Genomic DNA, 23,537 nt, shown 5'->3' with positions numbered 1-23,537 from the left:
CGTTTTCCCAGTGATCCGTTTTCGGTGATCCGTGTTTCGACCGGTCCGGCACCTCCGCGCGCGCGTACCCCTCTTCAACTCCGGAATCACAACGAAGTGGAGTGCTCCCTTTCATGAAGGCTTCTCGTCTCGCCGCGGTCGGCGCCGTCGCCGCCTCCGCCGTCGTCGTCCTGTCCTCCCCCGCGTTCGCGCATGTCAGCGTGCAGCCCGAGGGCACCGCCGCCAAGGGCGGTTACGCGGTCGTCGACTTCAGGGTCCCCAACGAGCGGGACACCGCCTCGACCACCAAGCTGGAGATCAGCTTCCCGACCGACCACCCGCTCGCCTCGGCGATGCCGGAGCCGGTCGCCGGATGGACCTCCGAGGTCACCAAGACCAAGCTGGCCAAGCCGATCGAGCTGCACGGCCAGAAGATCTCCGAGGCCGTCTCCAAGGTCACCTGGACCGCCACCGGCAAGGGCGTCGAGGCCGGCTACTTCCAGAAGTTCCCGATCGCCATCGGCGCCCTCCCCGAGGACGCCGACGAACTGGTCTTCAAGGCCATCCAGACGTACTCCAACAAGGAGGTCGTCCGCTGGATCGAGATCCAGCAGGATGGCCAGGAGGAGCCCGAGAACCCGGCCCCCGTGCTCACGCTGTCCGAGGCCTCCGCGGAAGGCCACCACGGCTCCTCGGCGACCGAGGAGACCTCGGAGACCGCGGAGGACGCCTCGGCCGAGACCGAGAACGCCGCCGCCGACACCGCGGCCCCCGCCGACAGCAGCGACACCACCGCGCGCGTGCTCGCCGTCGTCGGCATCGTCGTGGGCGCGCTCGGAGTGGCGTACGGCGTGCTCGCGGGGCGCCGACGCACCACCGGCACCGAGGCCTGAGCCAAGACCGTCCGCCGGGTGGGCCGGGGCCGCACGACCCCGGCCCACCCGGCAGCCCTCACATCTGGGACATTTTCCTATGCGCAAGAAGACGTTCGCCGCGGCCGCCCTGCTCGCCGCCGCCTCCCTGACCCTGACCGCCTGCGGCAGCGGTGACGACAGCAGCACTCCCGTCTCCGTGGTCTCCGAGGAGGCCGGCTCCGACAAGGCCGCCACCGTTCTCGACCAGCCGTTCGAGAAGCCGGACCTCGTCCTCACCGACACCAGCGGCAAGAAGTACGACCTGCGCGAGCAGACCAAGGGCCGGCCGACACTGATCTACTTCGGCTACACCAACTGCCCCGACGTCTGCCCGCTGACGATGAGCAACATCGCCGTCGCCAAGAAGCAGCTCACCAAGGCGCAGCAGGACGAACTGCGGATCGTGTTCGTCACCACCGACCCCGACCGCGACACCCCCGCCGCCCTCGGCAAGTGGCTCAAGGGCATCGACCCCCAGGTCGTCGGCCTCACCGGCGACTTCGCCACCATCCAGGCCGGCGCCCGCACCCTCGGCATCACCATCGAACCGCCGCACAAGGACAAGAACGGCAAGATCGTCTCCACCCACGGCACCCAGGTCGTCGCGTTCTCCCCGAAGACCGACGGCGGATACCTCCTCTACGGCGAGGACGCCACCGTCGACGACTACACCAAGGACCTCCCCAAGATCATCAAGGGGGAGAACCCGTGACACCCGTACGGCGACTCGCCCCCGTCGCCCTGGCCGGCGCCCTCGCACTGACCGGCTGCTCGGACTCCGGCTCCGGCTCCGACCAGGCCGAACTGTCCGTCAGCGCCGCCTACATGCCCCAGCCGGTCTCCGACTCCATGGCCGCCGGCTACCTCACGATCACCAACAAAGGCGACGCGAACGACGAACTGACCTCCGTCACCAGCGGCATCGGCCAAGTCACCGCACACGAGACCGTCGACGCCGCCATGCAGGAGGTCAAGACCCTCGACGTGCCCGCCCACGGTCAACTCGTGTTCAAAAGCGGCGGCAACCACCTGATGTTCGAGAACCTGAAGCGCAAACCCGAACAGGGCGAGACGGTCTCCGTGAAACTGCACTTCGCGAAATCCGACCCCGTCACCGTCGAGATGCCGGTGAAGTCCGCCACGTACAACCCGAAGACCGGGCACTGAGGGAGGGACCACCGTGACACAGACCATCACCCCCCGCGTCCGGAACCTGGTGCTGCTGCTCATCGCCGCCACCGCACTGCTCCTCGCCGGAGCCGCACCGGCCTCCGCGCACGCCGCACTGACCGGCAGCGACCCCCAGCAGGGGGTGGTGGTCGACAAGGCCCCCACCCAGGTCTCGCTCACCTTCTCCGAGAAGGTCGCGATGTCCGACGACTCCCTGCGGGTCCTCGACCCCAAGGGCAAGCGCGTCGACACCGGCAAACCCTCCGACGTGAGCGGATCGACGTACTCCGTCCAACTCCACAGCGGCCTGCCCGACGGCACCTACACCGTCACCTACCAGGTCGTCTCCGAGGACAGCCACCCCGTCGCCGGCGCCTACACCTTCTCCGTCGGCGCCCCCTCCAAGACAACCGTCTCCGTCTCCGGACAGACCGCCGGCGGCGGAGTCGTCGGCTGGCTCTACGGCTTCGGACGGTACGTCTCCTACGCCGGATTCATCGTCCTGGTCGGCGGCGCCGCCTTCGTCCTCGCCTGCTGGCAGCGCGGCTCCGGCGTACGCCCTGTCCAGCGGCTCGTGGTCTCCGGCTGGCTCGCGCTCACCGCCGCCACCCTCCTCCTGCTGCTCCTGCGCGGCTCCTACACCAGCACCGGCAAGCTCGCCGACGTCTTCGACCTCAGCCTGCTCGGACAGGTCCTCCAGACCAAGACCGGCGCCTCCCTCGTCTCCCGGCTGCTGCTGCTCGCCGCCGCCGCGCTCTTCATCGCCGTCCTCTTCGGCGCCTACGACAAACGCGAGGACGACGAGAAACGGGACCTCACCTTCGGGCTCGCCATCGGCGGCACCGTCGTCGCCGCCGGGATCGCAGCGAGCTGGGCCATGGCCGAACACGCCTCGACCGGGCTCCAGACCGCGATCGCCATGCCGGTCGATGTGGTCCACCTGCTCGCCGTCGCCGCCTGGCTCGGCGGACTCGCGGCGCTGCTCGTCGCCCTGTACCGGTCGGACACCCCCATCGAACGAGCGGCCGTACAGCGCTTCTCCCGGCTCGCCTTCGGCAGCGTCCTCGCCCTCGTCGCCACCGGCGTCTACCAGTCCTGGCGGCAACTCGGCTCCTGGTCCGCCTTCACCGACACGACGTACGGACAGCTGCTGTTCGTCAAGATCGGACTCGTCGTGCTGCTCGTCGGGATCGCGTGGATCTCACGGCGGTGGACGACGCGGATCGGAGACGCGACGGCGACCGCCGAGGCTCCGGCGGCCGAGGAAGAGCGGGCGGAAGAGCGGGAGAAGGAGCACGTCACCGCCAGTGCCACGGCCGGAGACGCCAAGCGCGCCGCCCAACTCGCCCGGCAGCGGGCCGCCGTGGACACCGCGCGGCAGAAGCGGCAGCGGGACGCCGACCCCGACCGCTTCGGGCTGCGCCGCTCCGTGCTCGCCGAGACGGGCGTCGCCGTCGTGCTCCTCGCCGTGACGACCGTGCTGACCCAGACCGAACCCGGACGGACCGAAGAAGCCGCCAAGGCCGCTACGTCGTCGTCCTCGTCGTCCTCCTCCTCCGATACGTCGTCCTCGGGGGCCGCCCTCACCCTCGACATGTCGTTCGACACCGGCGGCGAGGACGGCAAGGGCCTCGTACGGATCGACCTCGACCCCGCGCGCGTGGGCGCCAACGAGATGCACGTCTACGTGGAACGGCCCAATGGGCGGGCCTTCGACGTACCCGAGGTGAAGGTCTCCTTCACCCTCGAAGCCAAGGGCATCGGGCCACTGCCCGTCGTCCCCGACCACATCACCACCGGTCACTGGTCGGCCGCCGGCATCCAGCTCCCCATGGCGGGCGACTGGAAGATCGCGGTGACCGTACGGACCTCCGACATCGACCAGACCACCGTTTCAAAGAACGCGCAGATCGGCTGAACCACCATGGCTGACCAGTCCATTCCGGAGGCCCGCACTCCCGAGAAGGCACTTAATGACGGCGCTTCGGAAAACGCCGCCCTTAAGAACGCCTCTCTCAACGAGGGCGTCTCACGACGCCGGCTGCTCGGGACCGCCGGTGCCACCGGACTCGTCCTCGGCGCGGCCGGCGGAGCCGTGGGGTACGCCGCCCGGCCCGCCGAGGCCACGCCACTCACCTCCCTCGGCACCGAGAAGGCGATGTTTCACGGGAAACATCAGCCCGGCATCCTCCAGGGCCTCCAGGCCCGCGGCCACCTCATCGCCTTCGACCTGACAGCGGGCGCAGGCCGCAAGGGCGCGGCAGCCCTGCTGCGCCGCTGGTCGGAGACGGCACGGCGACTGATGGCGGGCGAGGCGACGGCGTCCCAGGACACGGATGTGGCCCGGGACGCGGGGCCGTCGGGCCTCACCATCACCTTCGGCTTCGGGCACAGCTTCTTCGCCCGGACCGGGCTGGAGAAGCAGCGCCCGGTCTCCCTGGACCCGCTGCCCGACTTCTCCTCCGACCAGCTCGACAAGGCCCGCAGCAACGGCGACCTGTGGGTGCAGATCGGCGCCGACGACGCCCTGGTCGCCTTCCACGCCCTGCGCGCCATCCAGAAGGACGCGGGGAGCGCAGCGCGCGTCCGCTGGCAGATGAACGGCTTCAACCGGTCGCCGGGCGCCACCGCCCACCCCATGACCGCCCGGAACCTCATGGGCCAGATGGACGGCACCCGCAACCCCAAGCCGAGCGAGTCCGACTTCGACCAGCGGATCTTCGTGCCCTCGTCCGGCTCCAAGGACCCGTCCTGGATGGCGAACGGCTCCTACGCCGTCGTACGCCGTATCCGCATGCTCCTCGACGACTGGGAGGGCCTCTCGGTCTCCGAGCAGGAGAACGTCATCGGCCGCCGCAAGGCCGACGGGGCGCCGCTGTCCGGGGGCACCGAGACGACCGCCATGGACCTGGAGAAGACGGACGCCAAGGGCGACCTGGTCGTCCCGATCAACGCCCACGCGCGCATCAGCCGGCCCGACCAGAACGGCGGGGCGGCGATACTGCGGCGCCCCTTCTCCTACCACGACGGCATCGACAGCGACGGGGCGCCCGACGCCGGGCTGCTCTTCGTGTGCTGGCAGGCCGACCCACTGCGCGGCTTCGTCACCGTCCAGCGCAAGCTCGACCGCGGCGACGCCCTGTCCCAGTACATCCGCCATGAGTCGAGCGGACTGTTCGCGGTGCCGGGCGGGGCGGCGGAGGGGGAGTACGTGGGGCAGGGGCTGCTGGAAGGGTGAACGGGCGCCGGCGGTTGACCGATGGGGCACGCCAACGCCCGGGACCGCTTCCGGTCACGCCGGTTCACTCCGCGGAGGGGCAGTCGTGAGACGAGTGCACCCGGTTTCGCAAGGCCCATTAGGGTGAGGTCATGCCAGCGAGCTATGCGTATCTCGGTCCTGAAGGCACCTTCACCGAAGTCGCCCTGCGCACCCTCCCGGAGACGGCCACCCGGGAGCTGATCCCGTACGTCTCCGTGCAGTCCGCGCTGGACGCGGTGCGCGCGGGTGAGGCCGAGGCCGCGTTCGTGCCGATCGAGAACTCCGTCGAGGGCGGGATCACCACCACCCTCGACGAACTGGTCGCCGGTGCCCCGCTGATGATCTACCGCGAGGTACTGCTGTCGATCACCTTCGCGCTGCTCGTCCGGCCCGGCACCAAGCTGTCCGAGATCAAGACCGTCTCCGCCCACCCGGCCGCCCAGCCGCAGGTCCGCAACTGGCTGAAGAAGAACCTCCCCGACGCCCACTGGGAGTCCGCCGCCTCCAACGCCGACGCCGCGCGCCTGGTCCAGGAAGGCCAGTACGACGCCGCCTTCGCGGGCGAGTTCGCGGCCGCCCGGTACGGCCTGGAAGCCCTGGAGACCGGGATCCACGACGCGGAGAACGCCCAGACCCGGTTCGTACTGGTCGGCCGCCCCGCCCGGCCCGCCGCCCCGACCGGCGCCGACAAGACCTCCGTCGTGCTCTGGCAGCGCGACGACCACCCCGGCGGCCTGCGCGACCTCCTGGGCGAGTTCGCCACCCGCGGCATCAACCTCACCGTGCTGCAGTCCCGGCCCACCGGCGCCGGCATCGGCAACTACTGCTTCTGCATCGACGCCGAGGGCCATATCTCCGACCGCCGGGTCGCCGAGGCGCTGATGGGGCTCAAGCGGATCTGCCTGGACGTCCGGTACCTCGGCTCGTACCCGCGTGCGGACGTGACGACCGCCGACATCCACCCGCCGCTGCGCGGGACGTCGGACGACGAGTTCGTGGCGGCGGCGGACTGGGTGGCGCGGTGTCAGGATGGACGTTTCTAGCAGGTTTCGAATAGAAGGACGGCGGGTTTCGGGCCGGTCCTACCTGCATATTTCCTTTGTCCACAGATGTTATCCACAGCCCCCCGTCTCGACCTGGGGACAAGTCGACAAGGAAAGGCTACCTAGTCGACAAATCGGCCTACAGCGCCCAACTTCGTCCACAGCCTCACAGGTCACCCTTCGTCCACCCGTTTCCATTGATCAATCCTTTGGAGCGACCCATTTCCACCCGAAAGTGGGCGTGAGGAGGGTTTGGATCGGGAATTCTCGGCCCGTCGAAGCCTATTCGGAATGATCACTTCCGACATCCACAGATCTTTCGCACACCCTGTGGATAACTTTTCGGGGGGTGTGGATCGCTGTGGACAGAGCGCCTCCAAGTCCCGTTCCCCGCAAGGGAATCGAGTCAACCCGCCGTTAACCTCGTGCCCCGTTCCAGGGAGTGGGACGCCTTTTATTGACACGGGCGAACACATAGGGCAATTCCCCCATAACGGTATGTAAGGCGTGGTTCGGAATAGCGAGTCGTGGGCTCACATGCGGCACCGGTAGCCTTGGCCGCGTGATTGACCTTCGCCTGCTCCGTGAGGACCCCGACCGAGTGCGCGCCTCGCAGCGCGCCCGTGGAGAGGACGTCGCGCTCGTCGACGCCCTCCTGTCTGCCGACGAGCGGCGCAGGTCGTCCGGCGTCCGCTTCGACGAGCTGCGTTCCGAGCAGAAGAACCTCGGCAAGCTCATCCCCAAGGCCTCCGGCGACGAGAAGGCCGAGCTGCTGAAGAAGGCGGGCCAGCTGGCCGCCGACGTCAAGGCGGCCGACGCCGAGCAGCACGAGGCCGACGAGGAGACCAAGCGCCTCGCCCTCCAGCTCGGCAACCTCGTCCACCCCGACGTGCCCGTCGGCGGCGAGGAGGACTTCGTCGTCCTGGAGACGCACGGCACCATCCGCGACTTCGCCGCCGAGGGCTTCGAGCCCAAGGACCACCTGGAGCTCGGCGAGGCGCTGGGCGCCATCGACGTCGAGCGCGGCGCGAAGGTGTCCGGCTCGCGCTTCTACTACCTCACCGGCGTCGGCGCGCTCCTGGAGCTCGCGCTCGTCAACGCGGCGATCGCGCAGGCCACCGAGGCCGGCTTCATCCCGATGCTCACCCCCGCGCTGGTCCGCCCGCGCGCCATGGAGGGCACCGGCTTCCTCGGCCAGGCCGCGGAGAACGTGTACCACCTGGAGAAGGACGACTACTACCTCGTCGGCACCTCCGAGGTCCCGCTCGCCGCGTACCACATGGACGAGATCCTCGACGCCGACAAGCTGCCGCTGCGCTACGCCGGCTTCTCGCCGTGCTTCCGCCGCGAGGCCGGCACGTACGGCAAGGACACGCGCGGCATCTTCCGCGTGCACCAGTTCGACAAGGTCGAGATGTTCTCGTACGTCGCTCCTGAGGACGCCGAGAACGAGCACAAGCGTCTCCTGGAGTGGGAGAAGCAGTGGCTGTCCGGCCTGGAGCTGCCCTTCCAGGTCATCGACGTGGCCTCGGGCGACCTGGGTGCCTCCGCCTCCCGCAAGTTCGACTGCGAGGCGTGGATCCCGACCCAGGGCAAGTACCGCGAGCTGACCTCGGCGTCCAACTGCGACAGCTTCCAGGCCCGGCGTCTGTCGGTGCGCCAGCGGGACGGCAAGAAGGTCACGCCGCTCGCGACGCTCAACGGCACGCTGTGCGCCGTCCCGCGCACGATCGTGGCGCTCCTGGAGAACCACCAGCAGGCCGACGGCTCCGTGTATGTGCCGCCGGTGCTGCGTCCGTACCTGGGCGGGCGTGAGGTCCTGGAGCCGGTCTCCAAGTGAGCGACGCGTCTTCGACCTCGGGCGGGGGATTTCCGTACCGGCTGATCGCGACCGATCTCGACGGGACGCTCCTGCGCTCCGACGAGTCGGTCTCGCAGCGCACCCGTGACGCCCTCGCGGCGGCGACCGGGGCCGGTGCCGCGCACATCGTGGTCACCGGCCGCGCGGTGCCGTGGACGCGGCACATCCTCGACGACCTCGGCTACGAGGGCCTCGCGGTCTGCGGGCAGGGCGCGCAGGTGTACGACGCCGGGGAGCACCGTCTGCTGACGTCCGTGACCCTGGACCGGCAGCTGGCGGGGGTCGCGCTCGCGAAGATCGAGGCGGAGGTCGGTCCGCTGTATCTCGCGGCGAGCCGCGACGGTCTGGACGGCGAGGTGCTGGTGGGCCAGGGGTACGCGCTCACCGGTGACCTCCCCGCGACGCCGTTCACGGACGCGGCCGACCTGTGGTCCGCCCCGCTGAACAAGATCTACATACAGCATCCTCAGCTGTCGGACGACGAGCTGGCGGAGGCCGCCCGGCAGGCCGCGGGCGGGTTCGTGAACGTCGCGATGGCCGGTGCGGGCATCGTGGAGCTGCTGCCGCTGGGGCTGTCGAAGGCGACGGGGCTGTCGCTGGCGGCGCGGCGGCTGGGGCTGAAGGCCGCGGACACCCTTGCCTTCGGTGACATGCCGAACGATGTGCCGATGTTCGGGTGGGCTGCTCGGGGTGTGGCCATGGCCAACGCGCATGAGGAGCTGAAGGCTGTGGCGGACGAGGTGACGTCCTCGAACGAGGAGGACGGGATCGCGGTGGTGCTGGAGCGGTTGCTCGGCTGAAGCGCTGGGGCGGGGGGTCAGCTCACGCCTGCCGGTCGGCTGAAGCCCGCCTGCTCGGTGTGGAAGGTGACCGTGCCGCCGCCGAGCATCTCGGCCTTCTGCCGGAGTTGCCGCACGGCCGCCGGGCTCGCTTGGCCGTAGACGTCGATGGAGTTCATGCGGATGAGCTCACGGAACTCCCGGAACTTCGGGCCGCCGAGTTCCATGTGCAGTTCCAGCGACGCCGAGTCGGGGTGGACCGCCACGGTCGTCATCGTGGACTCGGATTCGTCGATGTAGAAGTGGTAGGCGATCAGCTGCGGTTCACGGGCCTCGACGAACTCGGCCAGGTCTCGCATCCCGGCCCTGACCTGCGCGATCTTTCCCTCGCGGAGGTCGGAGCGGTCGATGTAGTAAAGGGGCTGCGCCATGTTCGCCATGTCGCCTGAACCTAATCGCGTCTTGCGGAGGATGCACGGATCGAACGTGCGCGGGTCTTTGGGACCCGACCGCGGTTTAGCAAACCGGTGCCTTGCCTCTCGGCCAATCCTCCGGGTGGGCGGCCCACGCGAGAGCGACATCGCGTGCTCGAAGCGGCCGCCCCGGGCAGTTCCCGCTGAGCGGGTTCGACGGTGGCGTAACTACACCGGAACCCGCTGCGGACTGCCCTGACGGGAGCTGGACGTACTGTCGTGCATCGACATCGCCCGGCTCCTCTCCCAGAACGTGGCGCCGGAGTCGGTGTCCGGCGTGGACACAACCATCGTGCCTGTACGCCGAGTTGGGCGCCACCGAATAAATCGGCCGGGTGTTCGCCTGCTGCCGTGGTTTCCCTAGCGCTTCCACCATCTGCGGCGCGCCTTGCTGAAGAACCAGCCCGCCGGCGGCTCGTCGGAGCGCCACGGCTGCGGTTCGGGCTTCTCGCCGCGCCAGCGGGCGGCGAGCATACGGGCCCGGGCGGACGGCTCTGAGGTCTCCGCGGAGCGTATGAAGTCCTCGTCCAGGACGAGGTCGTCCCAGGTGTCGTCCCCGGAGCGTGCCCGTCCGTCGTGGTGCGCGTCCGCCATCCCCGTTCCTCCTAGCAGTGCATCCCCAATGGCCCAGTGTGCCTGGGCAGAGGTGAAGTCCCTGTCAATAAGCCCGGCGTCTACTCCTCGCCCGCCAGCGTCAGCGTCCGCAGCTTCTGTCCCGCGTACCAAGTCGCGAGGACGGTCACCACGACGAGCAGGACCGTCGCCGTGGGCAGTCCGACGTCGGAGGTGACCATGTCCCCGCCGGCGACCTTGTGGGCCACGGCCAGCGACCACTGCTGGACGCTGAGCGTGCGGGCTCCGGAGACCAGGGAGCCGAACAGCGCCTCCCAGACCAGGGCGTAGACGAGGCCGAAGACCACCGCGTGCCGGGAGACCGTGCCGAGCAGCAGGAACAGCGCGGCGTAGGCGATGGACGAGACCAGGGCCGCCACCGTGTAGGCGACGGCGATCTGCTGGCCGTTGCCGTTGAGGATGAAGCCCGCGATGAGGGTCGGGAGCGCTGAGAACACCATCGTGACGGCGATGGCCACGATCAGCTTGGTGAAGATGATCGTGGGGCGCTTGATCGGCTTGGACAGCAGGTACACCACCGAGCCGTCGTCGATCTCCGGGCCGATCGCGCCCGTGCCGGCGATGACGCCGATGATCGGCACCATCGTGGCGAGCGCGAGTCCGCCCAGCAGGTCGGCGGCCGTCTGGTCGTCCGCGCCGACCAGGGCGCGCACGATCACGGAGATCGCGATCAGCAGCAGGGGCAGGGCGCCCAGGATGAGGGCCCGGCGGCGGCCGAGCAGGGCTCGATAGGTGAGCCGGGCGACTGTGGGGTCGTACATCTTCGGCCTCCTACGCCGCGACCAGATACGAGAACACGGACTCGAGGGACTCGTCGGACGGCGAGACCGTGAGCAGCCGGATGCCGTGGTCGCGGGCGACCTTGGGCAGCAGCGTGGTGAAGCGGGCGAAGTCGACGGCCTGGACGCGCAACGCGCCTTCCTGGAGGTCGACTTCGATGCCGGACGTCGACGGGTCGGCGATCAGCGCGGCCGCGAGGGCGCGGTCGTCGCTGGAGCGGACCAGGTAGCGGTGCGGGCGGTCGGTCATCAGACGGCGGATCTTGCGGAAGTCACCGCTGGCCGCGTGCCGTCCGGCGACCACGACCTCGATGTGCCAGGCGAGTTGCTCGACCTCTTCGAGGATGTGGGACGAGAACAGGACCGTGCGGCCCTCGTCGCCCATGCGCCGCAGCAGGTCCATGAGCTGCATGCGCTGGCGCGGGTCCATGCCGTTGAAGGGCTCGTCGAGCAGGAGCAGCGACGGGTCGTGGACGAGGGCGCTCGCCATCTTCACGCGCTGGCGCATGCCCTTGGAGTACGTCTGGATCTTGCGGTCCTGCGCGTACTCCATCTCGACCGTGGCCAGCGCCTTCTGGGCGGCCTTGGCGCCCAGGCCGTGCAGTTCGGCGTTGGCGACGACGAATTCGCGGCCGGTGAGGAAGTCGTACATCGCCTCGCGCTCGGGGACGATGCCGATGTGCTGGTAGATGGCCTCGTTGCGCCACACCTGCTCGCCGTCGAGGGTGACGGTGCCGGTGGAGGGGGCGAGGAAGCCGCCCATCATGTTGATCAGGGTGGACTTTCCGGCGCCGTTGGGGCCGAGGAGGCCGGTGACGCCCGGCCCGATGGTCATGGTGACGTCGTTGACGGCGACCACGTTGCCGAACCAGCGGGAGACGTGGTCGATGCTGAGCGTGGTCACAGGCCCACCTTCTTGTAGCGGCGCATCAGGAGGCCGTAGCTGGCGGCCATCAGGCCGAGGACGACGAGGATGTACACCACGCCCTGGCCGGTGGAGGGCCCGTGCTCGCCCGGCAGGGCCGGGACCGCGCCGAGGAAGGCGGACTGCACGCCGTCAATGAGGGTGACCGGCGAGAAGAGGCCCATCCACGGGATGGCGGAGGTGCTGCCCTGGGCGTCGGCGATGGCCTGGAGGGTGGTGACGGCGCCGTAGGAGATGGTGAAGACGGCGATCACGGCGGCGATGCCGAAGCCGCGGCGCGGGGTCACGGCCGCGATGACCAGGCCGATGCCGGCGAACAGCAGCGAGAGCAGTGCCACGGAGACGAGTCCCTGCGCGAATCCCTTGGTCTGGTCGGCGAAGTCGAGCTTGGCCAGCAGCGCGCCCACGTAGAGCACGAGCAGCGGGGCCGCGGTCAGGATGAACATCGCCGAGGCCAGCGCCGCGTACTTCGCGCGGACGTAGTCGGCGGTCTCGATCGGCCGGGAGAAGTACAGCGGCACGGTCTTGAAGCGCAGGTCGCGCGAGACGGACTGGGGTGCCTGCGAGGCGACGTACAGGCAGATCACGGACTGCATGATGATCGCGTAGCGGGTGTAGTCGACGGGCAGGTCGCCGGCCTTGGTGGCGACCGCGACGGCGACCATGATGGCCGCGGGCACGCACATCACCACGAACAGCAGCATCGGCAGCACCTTGGACTTGACCGAGCGGCCGAGGCCGTAGGCGCCGCGCAGGGACTGCGAGTAGAGCGAGCGGGCCGCGTAGGAGCGGCCGAGGCGGGGGCCGTCGTAGGTGCGGTAGCCGATGTTGTGGATGCGGGTCTGGTCGCCCGAGGGGCCGGTGACCGGGTGCTCAATTGCCATGGCCGACGGTCTCCTTCCGCTGTGCTTCCTCGGTCTCCTGGTCGTCCTTGAAGACCTCCGAGATGTGGTGGCGGCGCTGCTCCATGCGCACCAGGCCGAGGCCGAGGTCGGCGACGGCGTCCCGGACGACGTCGTAGGTCTCCTCGCCCTGCGCGGTCAGCAGCAGGATGTGGCCGGCGCCGGGCAGGGCGCTGTTCGCGTCGAGGACCTCCACCCCGCGCGCGTGGAGCGCCTCGCGCACCGCGCGGGTGCCGTCGGGGTGTTCGTCGGTGTCGGTGACCTCGATCGCGAGAGTGGTCGTGGTCTGGGTGAAGTCGGTGGTGGAGCTGGAGCGCAGGAGCTTGCCGCCGTCGATGACGACGACGTGGTCGCAGGTGCGTTCCAGTTCGCCCAGCAGATGGGAGGTGACCAGGACCGAGATGCCGAAGTCGGTGTGGATACGGCGGATGAGGCCGAGCATGTCGTCGCGGCCGACCGGGTCGAGGCCGTTGGTCGGCTCGTCCAGGAAGACCAGCTGCGGGTCGTGGACCAGGGCCTGGGCCAGCTTCACGCGCTGCTTCATGCCGGTGGAGTAGCCGCCGATGGGGCGGTAGCGCTCCTCGTACAGGCCCACGTGCCGCAGGGTGTCCGCGGTGCGTTCGCGGGCGGCGGCGGGCGGCAGCCCTGACATGCGCGCCATGTGGACGACGAACTCGGTGGCCGAGACGTCGGGCGGCAGACAGTCGTGCTCCGGCATGTAGCCGACGCGCTCGCGGATGGCGCCGCCCTTGGTGGCGACGTCGAGTCCGAGTACTTCGGCGCGGCCCTCGGTGGCGGGGGACAGACCCAGCAGGATCTTGATCATGGTGGACTTGCCGGCTCCATTGGCTCCGACGAGTCCGGTCACCCCGGGCCCGATGTCCATGGTCAGCCGGTCAAGCGCGGTCACCCGGGGGAACCGCTTGCTCAGGCTTTCGGTCGCGATCACAGTCACGTCGTCGACAGTAGTGACCCGCGCCACTGCGGTCGTCACACCGCAGAGCTGTCTTCGGGTCAGACTCCAGATGTACGGGCCCGTAGGGGATGCCATGCCTGAGAGCTACGGGGAGCGGTGTTTTCCACAGGCCGCGACCCCGCTATTGACGCTGCCTCTAACAACTGTCACATTCGTTGATGTCAAGTTACGGACACGTAGCGCAGTCGACGTGGACTGGGTGGGGCGGGGTGGCATGACGACGGCAGTGACAGACGAACGGGCCGCCGAACTGCGGGGATTCAGAAAGGTCCAGCGGCTGGCGTACGAATGCGCCGAAGCCGTCGCGGCCCGCCTGGAACCCGGGGTGACCGAGCGTGAGGCGGCGCGGATGCAGCGCGCGTGGCTGCGCGAGCGCGGGGTGCGGGACTGGTTCCATCTCCCCTTCGCCTGGTTCGGGGACCGCACGGCGTTCGTGAACTTCCGCGTCCCGCTCCAGTTCTTCCCCACGAACCGCCGGCTGGAGCCGGGGATGCCGTTCATCCTCGACATGGCCCCGGTCTTCGAGGGCTTCACCGCGGACATCGGCTACTCCGGCTCGCTGGGCGCGAACCCCGTGCAGGACAAGCTGATGGACGACCTCCGGGCACACCGCGAACTGATCCTGCGCGAAGTGCGCGAGCGGCGTCCGCTGCGCGCGATCTACGAGGACGTGGACCGCCTCATGGTCCGCCAGGGCTACGCCAACCGGCACCGCGCGTACCCCTTCGGCGTGATCGCCCACAAGGTGGACCGGGTCAAGGAGAGCCGCTGGTCACCGAAGGTCTTCGGCTTCGGCACCCAGTCCCTCAAGGGCCTGGCGGCCGACGCGCTGCACGGTCACCGCGAGGGCTGGTCGCCCCTGTGGTCGCCGTACCGCTTCTCCGACCATCCGCCGCGCCCGGGCCTGTGGGCGGTGGAACCGCACCTCGGATTCCGGGGCACGGGCGCGAAGTTCGAGGAGATCCTCGTCGTCACCGACTCCAAGGACCCCGAGCAGAGCGCGTTCTGGCTGGACGACGATCTGCCGCACGTGCGGCGCTGGGCGGAGGGGGAGTGAGCGGCGTGACGCTCGAGGGTGCGCGCGAGCGCCGGGTGCGGACCGGCGGCGTCGAACTGTGTGTCGCCGAGCTGGGGGACCCGTCGTGGCCGACGGTCGTCCTGGTGCACGGCTACCCCGACAGCAAGGAGGTGTGGTCACAGGTCGCGTCACGCCTGTCCGACCGCTTCCATGTCGTGCTGTACGACGTCCGCGGCCACGGCCGTTCGACCGCCCCGCGGCCGCTGCGGGGCGGGTTCACGCTGGAGAAGCTGACGGACGACTTCCTGGCCGTCGTCGACGCGGTCAGCCCGGACCGGCCGGTGCACCTCGTGGGGCACGACTGGGGCTCGGTGCAGGCCTGGGAGTTCACCACCGTCCAGCGCACCGAGGGCCGGATCGCCTCCTTCACCTCGATGTCCGGGCCGTCCCTGGACCACTTCGGGCACTGGATCAACAGCCGGATCAAGCGGCCCACCCCGCGCCGGGTCGGCCAGCTCCTCGGCCAGGGCGCCAAGTCCTGGTACGTGTACGCGCTGCACACACCCGTGCTGCCCGAACTGGCCTGGCGCGGCCCCCTCGGCAAGACCTGGCCCCGCCTCCTGGAACGCTTCGAGCGGGTCCCCGGCGACGGCTACCCGACCTCCTCACTGCCGGCCGACGCGGCGCACGGGGCGTGGCTGTACCGGGACAACGTCCGCGCGAGACTGCGCCGCCCGCGCCAGGACGCGCACGCGCACGCACCCGTGCAGCTCATCACGCCCCTGGGCGACGCGTTCCTGTCGGAGCGCCTCTACGACGAACTGGACCAGTGGGTCCCCCGGTTGACCCGGCGCACCCTCCAGGCCCGGCACTGGATACCGCGGTCCCGCCCCGACCAACTGGCGGCCTGGATCGGCGAGTTCGTGACATCCATCGAGGGAGGCCGGGTGGAGACACCGGCGACCGGCAAGTACTCCGACCGCTTCGGCGGGCAGCTCGTGCTGGTCACCGGCGCGGGCAGCGGCATCGGACGGGCCACGGCGTACGCCTTCGCCGAGGCCGGCGCGCGCGTGATCGCCGTCGACCGGGACACGGAGAGCGCGGCCCGTACCGCCGAGATGTCCCGGCTGATCGGTTCCCCCGAGGCCTGGGCGGAGACGGTCGACGTCTCCGACGAGCAGGCCATGGAGAAGCTCGCCGCCAAGGTCGCCGCCGAATACGGCGTGGTCGACGTCCTGGTCAACAACGCCGGGATCGGTCTGGGCGGCTCCTTCCTCGACACCACCCCCGAGGACTGGAAGAAGGTCCTCGACGTCAACCTGTGGGGCGTCATCCACGGCTGCCGGCTCTTCGGCAGGCAGATGGCCGAGCGCGGACAGGGCGGCCACATCGTCAACACCGCGTCGGCGGCGGCGTACCAGCCCTCCAGGGCACTGCCCGCCTACAGCACCTCCAAGGCGGCGGTGCTGATGCTCAGCGAGTGCCTGCGCGCCGAACTCGCCGGACAGGGCATCGGGGTCAGCGCGATCTGCCCCGGCTTCGTCAACACCAACATCACCTCGACCGCGCGCTTCGCCGGAGTCGACGCGGAGGAGGAGAAACGGCGCCAGAAGCGGTCCGCGCGGCTGTACGGGCTGCGCAACTACCCTCCGGAGAAGGTCGCCGACGCGATCCTGCGGGCCGTCGCCCGCAACGAGGCGGTGGTACCGGTGACCCCCGAGGCACGCGGCGCACGTCTGCTGTCCCGGTTCGCGCCGGGCGCGCTGCGGGCGATCGCGCGCATGGAACCACCGCTGTAACCACGGGCGCCTGTTCAAGGACGGTTGTATGGACGGTTGCATGAGTGACATACCGACGCTCCGGATCGAGGACCTCGCCCACCTCAGCGGCGCCACCGTGCGCACCATCCGCGCCTACCAGGACCGCGGCCTCCTCCCCCGTCCGGAGCGCCGCGGCCGCGCCAACCTCTACTCCGACGCCCATCTCGTCCGCCTGCGTCAGATCGCCGACCTGCTCGACCGCGGCTACACCCTGGCCTCCATCAAGGAGCTCCTGGCGGCCTGGGACGCGGGCCGCGGCCTCGGCGGGGTGCTCGGCCTGGTCGCCGAGGTCGACGGTCCGTGGAGCGACGAGGAGGCGGTCCGGATCTCGCGCGCCGAACTGGAGGAGCGCTTCGGCGGCACGCCCGACGACGCGGCGGTCGCCGACGCCGTGGAGCTCGGGGTACTGGAGCCGGTGCCCGGCGACGCGGACTCCTTCCTCGTGCCGAGCCCCCAAGAGCTCGCCGTGGCCGTCGAGTTGCACGCGGCCGGGGTGCCGCTGTCCGCGATATCGGGCCACCTGCGGGAGTTGAGAGGGCAGGTCGAGCACATCGCCGCCCGTTTCCTGGAGTTCACCACCGAGCACGTCTTCGCCCGCTACCTCGACGGACCGCACCGCCCGACCGACGCCGACGCGGCCGAGGCGGCCTCGCTCGTACGGCGCCTGCGCCCGCTCGCACAGCAGACGGTGGACGCGGAACTCGCCCGTGCGATGCGGCTGTTGGCGGTACGTCATCTGCGGCAGCACCTCGGCACGGGCGAGGGCCCGCCGGAGCCTCCCGCGGCCCGCTCCGTGGCGCTGCCCGAGGAGACGATGCGGGCCGTGGAGGGGCTGGTTGGGGTGGAGCGGGCGGCGGAGTTCATCGCGCTGGCGGCTGAACGGGAGGTACGGGCAAGGGAGTTGGACGCGCTCACGTCAAGAGGGGTGCCCCCAGTCGATCTTGACGAAAGGGGCTGACATGACGAGGAGTTGTCCACAGAATCGCCAAGTGACCTGTGGATAAGTCAAGTTGGTTGTGGATCAAACATCCAACCCAAAACAAAATGCGTGATCCCCGTCTCTCCCGTCATCCTGAGCGGATGGACGAAAGACGCACCGTGAAGGTGTCGAAGTACCTCTCGAAGCACCTGCGCCACCAACCGGAACGGATCGGGCTGACGCTCGACGAGGCGGGCTGGGTCGAGATCGACGTACTGATCGCCGCGGCCGCCGCGCACAACTTCCGGTTCACCCGTGAGGAACTGGACCATGTGGTCGCCGCCAACGACAAGAAGCGTTTCGCGATCGACGGTACCCGGATCCGCGCCAGCCAGGGCCACAGCATCGAGGTGGATCTCGGACTGCCCCCGGCGACCCCGCCGCCGTACCTCTACCACGGGACCGTGGACCGCTACCTGGACGCGATCCGCGCCGAGGGCCTGCGGCCGATGAACCGCCACGACGTGCATCTCTCACCCGACCGCGAGACAGCGACCCGGGTGGGCGCCCGTCGCGGCCGCCCTGTGGTGCTCTCCGTGGACACGGGCGCGATGCACCGGGACGGCCATGTCTTCCACGTCAGCGCGAACGGGGTGTGGCTGACGAAGGCGGTGCCGCCGGAATACCTGCGTTTCCCCGAGTCGCACTGAACTGACCTTCGGCATGATCAGTGGTATGGACCACCAGGGAAACCATCTGCCCACCACCGAAGCCGCCGTCACGGCGCTCCGCGCACTCGCCGCCGAGTATGGACTGGAGATCGAGGTGACCCATGACATCGGCGCCGATCAGACCTCCCGCCGTACCGCCGCGGGCGTCGGCGTCACCGCGGACCCGGACGGCTCCCTGCCCCACGAGGCGTATGTCGAGCTCGGTGGGCGGCCTCGGGTGGACGTACGGCTGTTCCCGGACGATGACGCGCTGATCAGCGTCGACGGCGTCGAGTGCCCCGACGTCGCCCGTGACGACGTGCCCGCCTTCCTTCGCGCCCTCTACGAAGGGCACGCCTGGGTCAAGGTGCGGCGCTTCCCGCCGGGCAGCTATCTGATGGTCCCGCTGCCGGGCGACCGGGTGCACAAGGAGTTCATCCTGGTCGGGCTCAGTCCGTGGCTCAGTGGCCGTGCGCGGTGACCGTCGGTGACTGTTTCACGTGAAACACGTTCGGCCGCATACGCTCGAACCATGAGTCTGCGTCTGAGCACCGTGATCCTCCCGTACCGCCGCTGGCACGAGGGGAGTCGCGAAGCATGGCAGCGCGCGGAGGAGCTCGGCTTCCACACCGCGTACACCTACGACCATCTGTCCTGGCGCAGTTTCCGGGACGGCCCGTGGTTCGGTGCCGTGCCGACGCTGACCGCCGCCGCGGCTGTCACCGAGCGGATCCGGCTGGGGACTCTGGTGACCTCGCCGAACTTCCGGCACCCGGTGACTCTCGCGAAGGACCTGATCTCGCTCGACGATGTCTCCGGCGGCCGGATCACCCTGGGCATCGGCGCGGGCGGTACCGGCTTCGATGCGACGACCCTCGGCCAGGATCCGTGGACGCCGCGCGAGCGCGCCGACCGGTTCGGGGAGTTCGTGCATCTGCTGGACCGGCTGCTGTCGGAGGACAGTGCGAAGGGCGTCTCCTATGAGGGGGACTTCTACTCGGCGCACGAGGCGCGCAACATCCCGGGCTGTGTGCAGCGGCCCCGGCTGCCGTTCGCGGTGGCCGCCACCGGTCCGCGCGGGCTGAGGCTCGCGGCACGGTACGGGCAGGCGTGGGTGACCACCGGGGACCCCAAGCTGTACGAGAACGGCACTCCTGAACAGTCGATTCAAGCCATTCGCGGGCAGGTCGAGAAGCTCGCCGACGCGTGTGCGGAGATCGGCCGTGACGTGACCGGTCTCGACAAGATTCTCCTCACCGGTTTCACCCCGGACCGCGGCCGGCCGCTGGAGTCGCTCGACGCGTTCGTCGACTTCGCGGGCAGGCACCGGGAGTTGGGCTTCACGGAGATCGTCGTCCACTGGCCGATCGCCGGCTCGGACTTCGCCGCGGACGAGAAGGTCTTCGAGCAGATCGCCATGGAGGCCCCGGCGCAGCTGCGGTGAGGCGACGGAGCGTGACCGTGCCGGTGGGGGCGGTTACTACTCATATGTGCGGGCTCTCGCACGGCCGTGCGGGCATATGCGGGAGAATGGCCGGGTGACCTCAGCGACTCGACAGCCCGAGACCCCGGCCGCCATAGTCCCGCCACGCCTGATTGCCACCGACCTCGACGGCACTCTGCTGCGGGACGACAAGTCCGTCTCCCCGCGCACGGTCGCGGCCCTCGCCGCCGCCGAGGAGGCGGGCATCGAGGTCTTCTTCGTCACCGGCCGCCCCGCCCGCTGGATGGACGTGGTCAGCGACCACGTCCACGGCCACGGCCTGGCGATCTGCGGCAACGGCGCCGCCGTGGTCGACCTGCACGGCGGCCCCGGCGCCCACCGGTTCGTGAAGGTGCGCGAGCTGGCGCGGGACAACGCCCTGGACGCCGTACGGCTGCTGCGGGACGCGGCGCCGGGCACGGTGTACGCGGTGGAGCAGACGTACGGCTTCCACCAGGAGCCGGATTATCCGAAGCTGCACATGGAGATCCCGGACGAGCTCCAGCCCGCCGAGAAGCTGCTCGCGGCGGGCGGGCCCGGCGCGGACGAGCCGGTCCTGAAGATCCTCGCCTTCCACCCGACGATCGACCCGGACGCCTTCCTCACCCTGGCCCGGCTCGCCATCGGCGACATCGCCAACGTCACCCGCTCCAGCCCCAGCGCCCTGCTGGAGATCAGCGGCCCCGGCGTCTCCAAGGCCAGCACGCTCGCCCTGTGCTGTGCCGAGCGCGGTATCTCGCACGAGGAGGTCGTGGCGTTCGGGGACATGCCGAACGACGTCGAGATGCTGACCTGGGCGGGCCAGTCGTACGCGATGGGCAACGCGCACCCCGATGTGATCGCGGCGGCTTCGGGCCGGACGGTCGCGAACAACGAGGACGGGGTGGCGGTCGTCATCGAGCAGATGCTCGCGCGGCGCTAACCGAGCGGGACGCCGCGTGCGGCCAGCCAGGGCACCGGGTCCAGTGACGAGCCGAGTTCCGGCGTGACCCTCACCTCGAAGTGCAGGTGTGGTCCGGTGGAGTTGCCGGTGGTGCCCGACTGCCCGATCCACTGCCCCGGTGCCACCCGGTCGCCCTGGTCGACGGTGACGGCGGCGAGATGGGCGTACTGCGTGTAGTAGCCGCCCGCGTGCTCGATCACGATCTCGATGCCGAAGGCACCGCCGCAGGACACCTTCTCCACCCGCCCGGCGCCGACGGACCGCACCGGTGTGCCGATCGGCACCGCGAAGTCCTGCCCGGTGTGCCGGTTCGCCCATCGCGAGCCGCCGCTGCCGAAGCCGGCGGACAGTTCGTACGTCTCCACGGGCGTCACCCACGCGCCCGCGACCGGAGTCGGCGGCTGGTCCAGTCGGACGGCGCCACGGCAAGCACCGGCAGCGACCGAAGCGTCCGCCTGCCCTTGCAACTGCCAGCGCGCTTCTTCGAGCTTCTGCTCGATGTCCTTCTTCAGACCGGCGAGTTCGACGTTCCGCTGCTCCAGCGACTGCCAGGCGGCGGCGGCTTCGGCCTCGTCCTTCGCCAGTCTCGCCTCGGCCCGGCGGCTCTTCTCGATGGCGTTGTTCACGGCCAGATTCGCCTGGGAGAACACCTGCTGACCGCGCATCAGCTCCTCCGGACTGCCCGCGAGGATGAGCTGTGCGGTGAGCGGGAGATCGCCGCCGTCGCGGTACTGGGCGCGCGCGATGCGGCCCAGGTCGTCGTGCATGACGGCGATGTCCCGCCGTTCCCGGTCGAGCAGCGCCTCGAACCGCTGCGCCCTCGCCCGCTGCACCTCCGCCTCCTGCCGCCCCTTCTCGTACTGCTGGGTCGCCACGGCCGCGTCCTCGTACAGCCGCGCCACCTGTGCGCTGATCCCGGGGTTGCCGCCGTCGCGCCTGCGCTCCACGGCGTCGGTCGGGCGGGCCGCGAGCACGGCGAGCGCGCACAGCAGCGCCGGGACGAGCAGTGGGTGGCGGCGGGACGGTCGCATGTCAGCGATCGTGTCCCCGGGTGGGGGACGGGGGCATGTTCAACTCGTACAGCTGGGGGAATCACGGGTCCGTTCGGCGGAGTCGTATGACCGAACAGGCGTCGCCGGTATCGGGGGTGACGACCTGTCATCGAGCGCGCGCCGCACAGGATCCGGCCCGTCATTCGAGCGGCGCCTCCCACACCACCGTCGTACCGCCGCCGTTCTCTCCGATGCCCGGCCCGTGCCGGCTGTCGCCGCCCAGGGACTCGGCGCGCCGCTTGAGGTTCTTCAGGCCGCTGCGCCGGCCGCCCTCGGGGATGCCGACGCCGTCGTCCGCGACGGTCAGGCGGACACCCTTGCGGCCGTCCGGGAGGATCGCGTCGGCGTCGACGACGACGTCGATCCGGGAGGCCCCGGCGTGCCGGAAGGCGTTGGAGAGGGCTTCGCGCAGGGCGGCGATGAGGTTCTTGCCGGTGAGGTCGCCGACGAGGGCGTCGACCGGGCCGACGAAACGGTGGGAGGGCTTGAAGCCGAGCGGCACGGCGGCGGTGTTGATCTCTCGCAGCACGCGCGTGCGCAGCCCGGAGGGGGCCTCGGCGGGACCCTGCTGGAGGGCGAAGATCGCGGTGCGGATCTCCTGGATGGTGACGTCGAGTTCGTCGACCGCCTTGCCGACGCCCACCCGCACATCGGGCACGACCGATCTGCGCTGGGCGCTCTCCAGCATCATGCCGGTGGCGAACAGCCGCTGGATGACGAGGTCGTGGAGGTCGCGGGCGATACGGTCACGGTCCTCGTAGACCGCGAGCCGTTCCCGGTCGCGCTGTGCGTCGGCCATCATCAGGGCGAGCGCGGCCTGCGAGGCGAACTGGACGGCGAGGGTGCGTTCGGTCTCCGTGAACGGCCGCTCGCCGCGCGCGCGGGGGGTGACGAGGGCGCCGAGGACGCGGCCGTCGCTGTGCAGGGGCAGCAGCATGGTCGGCCCGTAGCCGCGCGCGAGGCCGGTGATCATGCGCGGGTCGGCGGCCGCGTCCTCGACGAACACGGCCTGTCCGTCGAGGAGTTCGGCGACGACCTTGCTCTCCGGCGGGACGATCGTGCCCAGGACGCCGGACGGCTGGTCCGCGGCCACCGCGGCGATCTCCAGGCCGCCCTCGTCGGCGGGCAGCAGCACGATCCCCGCGGCCGAGCCCGACAGCCGTCGGGCCTGCTCGGCGACGACCTGGAGCGCGTCGTCGGCGTCGCCGCCGGAGAGCAGGGCGGTGGTGACGGCGACCGATCCGTCGATCCACCGCTCTCGCTGCTTGGCGGCCTCGTACAGCCGGGCGTTGCCGATGGCGATCCCGGCCTCCGTGGCCAGCACCCTGACCATGTTCAGGTCGTAGTCGTTGAACGGCTCGCCGCCCCGCTTCTCCGTCAGATAGAGGTTCCCGAAGATCTCCCCCTGGACCCGGATCGGCAGGCCGAGGAAGCCGCGCATCGACGGATGGTGTTCGGGGAAGCCGCAGGAGCGCGGGTCGGCGGTGAGATCCGCGAGCCGGACCGGCTCCGGGTCCCGGATGAGCGCGCCGAGCAGCCCCCGGTGTCCGTCCGGCAGCCGTCCGATACGCCGGGCGGTCGCCTCGTCGACGCCGTGGAAGACGAAGTCGGCGAGCCCCCGGCCGTCCTCGTCGACCACCCCGATGGCCGCGTAGCGGGCGTCCGCGAGCGCGGCCGCGGTCTCGCAGATCCGGTCCAGCGTGGAGTGCAGCTCCAGTCCGCTGCCGACGGACCGCATCGCCTCCAGCAACTGCGGCACCCGCGCGGCCAGCTCGGCCGACAGGGCCTGGGGCAGGGGACCGGGGGACGGTTCGTCGGACATGACCCGAGCGTAATTAGTCCCATTTGATACAGAAAGTCGAGATGCCTGGCCGACGGCTCACAAGGGCCGGGGGCCGG

The 23,537-nt window shown here is 70.1% G+C and carries 23 protein-coding genes and 1 tRNA gene; 15 read left to right on the top strand and 9 right to left on the bottom strand.

Features of this window, described 5'->3' with window-relative positions; translation table 11 throughout:
- Nucleotides 1–113: 113 nt before the first annotated feature.
- The 8 genes from ABZ928_RS12110 (at nucleotide 114) to ABZ928_RS12075 (ending at nucleotide 9,026) form a co-directional block, all read left to right on the top strand.
- Entirely contained in the window at nucleotides 114–872 is a 759-nt protein-coding gene (locus ABZ928_RS12110) for a YcnI family protein (RefSeq protein WP_361517276.1), read from the top strand.
- Between the two features lie 79 nt (nucleotides 873–951).
- Entirely contained in the window at nucleotides 952–1,605 is a 654-nt protein-coding gene (locus ABZ928_RS12105) for an SCO family protein (RefSeq protein WP_361517274.1), read from the top strand.
- The gene (locus ABZ928_RS12100) at nucleotides 1,602–2,060 is read left to right on the top strand and encodes a copper chaperone PCu(A)C (protein WP_361517272.1); all 459 of its coding nucleotides are present in this window, start codon (nucleotides 1,602–1,604) and stop codon (nucleotides 2,058–2,060) included. Before ABZ928_RS12105 ends, ABZ928_RS12100 begins: the two co-directional genes overlap by 4 nt.
- Before the next feature lie 13 nt (nucleotides 2,061–2,073).
- Entirely contained in the window at nucleotides 2,074–3,981 is a 1,908-nt protein-coding gene (locus ABZ928_RS12095; protein ID WP_361517270.1) for a copper resistance protein CopC, read from the top strand.
- 6 nt (nucleotides 3,982–3,987) lie between these two features.
- Complete coding sequence (efeB, locus tag ABZ928_RS12090) at nucleotides 3,988–5,301, top strand: iron uptake transporter deferrochelatase/peroxidase subunit (protein ID WP_361517268.1); 1,314 nt, start codon at nucleotides 3,988–3,990, stop codon at nucleotides 5,299–5,301.
- 131 nt (nucleotides 5,302–5,432) lie between these two features.
- Entirely contained in the window at nucleotides 5,433–6,365 is a 933-nt protein-coding gene (gene pheA, locus ABZ928_RS12085) for a prephenate dehydratase (RefSeq protein WP_361517266.1), read from the top strand.
- A 562-nt stretch (nucleotides 6,366–6,927) separates the two neighbouring features.
- On the top strand, nucleotides 6,928–8,205 hold the full coding sequence (gene serS, locus ABZ928_RS12080) for a serine--tRNA ligase (RefSeq protein ID WP_361517264.1): 1,278 nt from the start codon (nucleotides 6,928–6,930) through the stop codon (nucleotides 8,203–8,205).
- The gene (locus ABZ928_RS12075) at nucleotides 8,202–9,026 is read left to right on the top strand and encodes an HAD family hydrolase (RefSeq protein WP_361517262.1); all 825 of its coding nucleotides are present in this window, start codon (nucleotides 8,202–8,204) and stop codon (nucleotides 9,024–9,026) included. Before serS ends, ABZ928_RS12075 begins: the two co-directional genes overlap by 4 nt.
- Nucleotides 9,027–9,043: 17 nt before the next feature.
- Here ABZ928_RS12075 and ABZ928_RS12070 read toward each other — a convergent pair whose 3' ends face one another.
- From ABZ928_RS12070 to ABZ928_RS12040, 7 genes are all read right to left on the bottom strand, one after another.
- Nucleotides 9,044–9,436: a hypothetical protein gene (locus tag ABZ928_RS12070; protein ID WP_361517260.1), complete on the bottom strand. Its 393-nt coding sequence runs from the start codon at nucleotides 9,434–9,436 to the stop codon at nucleotides 9,044–9,046.
- Between the two features lie 34 nt (nucleotides 9,437–9,470).
- A tRNA-Ser gene (locus tag ABZ928_RS12065) sits at nucleotides 9,471–9,558 on the bottom strand.
- Nucleotides 9,559–9,838: 280 nt separating this feature from the next.
- On the bottom strand, nucleotides 9,839–10,072 hold the full coding sequence (locus ABZ928_RS12060; protein ID WP_361517258.1) for a hypothetical protein: 234 nt from the start codon (nucleotides 10,070–10,072) through the stop codon (nucleotides 9,839–9,841).
- 80 nt (nucleotides 10,073–10,152) lie between these two features.
- Nucleotides 10,153–10,872, bottom strand: a complete 720-nt coding sequence (locus tag ABZ928_RS12055; protein ID WP_361517257.1) for an ABC transporter permease — start codon at nucleotides 10,870–10,872, stop codon at nucleotides 10,153–10,155.
- Between the two features lie 10 nt (nucleotides 10,873–10,882).
- Nucleotides 10,883–11,794 (bottom strand): ABC transporter ATP-binding protein, encoded by a 912-nt coding sequence (locus tag ABZ928_RS12050; RefSeq protein ID WP_361517255.1) that lies wholly within the window; start codon nucleotides 11,792–11,794, stop codon nucleotides 10,883–10,885.
- Nucleotides 11,791–12,699, bottom strand: a complete 909-nt coding sequence (locus ABZ928_RS12045; protein WP_361517254.1) for an ABC transporter permease — start codon at nucleotides 12,697–12,699, stop codon at nucleotides 11,791–11,793. The genes ABZ928_RS12050 and ABZ928_RS12045 overlap by 4 nt, the downstream gene beginning before the upstream one ends.
- On the bottom strand, nucleotides 12,689–13,666 hold the full coding sequence (locus ABZ928_RS12040) for an ABC transporter ATP-binding protein (protein WP_361517660.1): 978 nt from the start codon (nucleotides 13,664–13,666) through the stop codon (nucleotides 12,689–12,691). The genes ABZ928_RS12045 and ABZ928_RS12040 overlap by 11 nt, the downstream gene beginning before the upstream one ends.
- A gap of 241 nt (nucleotides 13,667–13,907) precedes the next feature.
- Between ABZ928_RS12040 and ABZ928_RS12035 the strand changes: the two genes are divergently transcribed.
- The 7 genes from ABZ928_RS12035 to ABZ928_RS12005 all read left to right on the top strand — a co-directional run bounded on the left by ABZ928_RS12035 (nucleotide 13,908) and on the right by ABZ928_RS12005 (nucleotide 20,565).
- Complete coding sequence (locus tag ABZ928_RS12035) at nucleotides 13,908–14,750, top strand: M24 family metallopeptidase (protein WP_361517252.1); 843 nt, start codon at nucleotides 13,908–13,910, stop codon at nucleotides 14,748–14,750.
- 5 nt (nucleotides 14,751–14,755) lie between these two features.
- Nucleotides 14,756–16,510: an SDR family oxidoreductase gene (locus tag ABZ928_RS12030; RefSeq protein WP_361517250.1), complete on the top strand. Its 1,755-nt coding sequence runs from the start codon at nucleotides 14,756–14,758 to the stop codon at nucleotides 16,508–16,510.
- Nucleotides 16,511–16,550: 40 nt separating this feature from the next.
- Nucleotides 16,551–17,489: a MerR family transcriptional regulator gene (locus ABZ928_RS12025; RefSeq protein WP_361517249.1), complete on the top strand. Its 939-nt coding sequence runs from the start codon at nucleotides 16,551–16,553 to the stop codon at nucleotides 17,487–17,489.
- A gap of 122 nt (nucleotides 17,490–17,611) precedes the next feature.
- On the top strand, nucleotides 17,612–18,160 hold the full coding sequence (locus ABZ928_RS12020) for an RNA 2'-phosphotransferase (RefSeq protein WP_361517247.1): 549 nt from the start codon (nucleotides 17,612–17,614) through the stop codon (nucleotides 18,158–18,160).
- Between the two features lie 25 nt (nucleotides 18,161–18,185).
- Nucleotides 18,186–18,641: a hypothetical protein gene (locus ABZ928_RS12015; protein WP_361517246.1), complete on the top strand. Its 456-nt coding sequence runs from the start codon at nucleotides 18,186–18,188 to the stop codon at nucleotides 18,639–18,641.
- Between the two features lie 51 nt (nucleotides 18,642–18,692).
- Nucleotides 18,693–19,604: an LLM class flavin-dependent oxidoreductase gene (locus ABZ928_RS12010; protein WP_361517243.1), complete on the top strand. Its 912-nt coding sequence runs from the start codon at nucleotides 18,693–18,695 to the stop codon at nucleotides 19,602–19,604.
- A 76-nt stretch (nucleotides 19,605–19,680) separates the two neighbouring features.
- A complete protein-coding gene (locus ABZ928_RS12005) occupies nucleotides 19,681–20,565 on the top strand; it encodes a Cof-type HAD-IIB family hydrolase (RefSeq protein WP_361517242.1) in 885 nt (294 codons plus the stop codon).
- On the opposite strand, the gene ABZ928_RS12000 is transcribed toward ABZ928_RS12005, so the two are convergent.
- Together ABZ928_RS12000 and ABZ928_RS11995 are read right to left on the bottom strand one after the other, a co-directional pair.
- Complete coding sequence (locus ABZ928_RS12000) at nucleotides 20,562–21,617, bottom strand: M23 family metallopeptidase (RefSeq protein WP_361517240.1); 1,056 nt, start codon at nucleotides 21,615–21,617, stop codon at nucleotides 20,562–20,564. The genes ABZ928_RS12005 and ABZ928_RS12000 overlap by 4 nt on opposite strands.
- A gap of 160 nt (nucleotides 21,618–21,777) precedes the next feature.
- Nucleotides 21,778–23,460 carry a GAF domain-containing protein gene (locus tag ABZ928_RS11995; RefSeq protein ID WP_361517238.1) on the bottom strand — a complete coding sequence of 561 codons (1,683 nt, stop codon included), beginning with the start codon at nucleotides 23,458–23,460 and terminating at the stop codon, nucleotides 21,778–21,780.
- Nucleotides 23,461–23,537 lie beyond the last annotated feature (77 nt).

The sequence above is a fragment of the Streptomyces sp. NPDC046909 genome (assembly GCF_040644695.1).
GTDB lineage: Bacteria > Actinomycetota > Actinomycetes > Streptomycetales > Streptomycetaceae > Streptomyces.
This window is presented reverse-complemented; position numbering and strand designations above follow the sequence as displayed.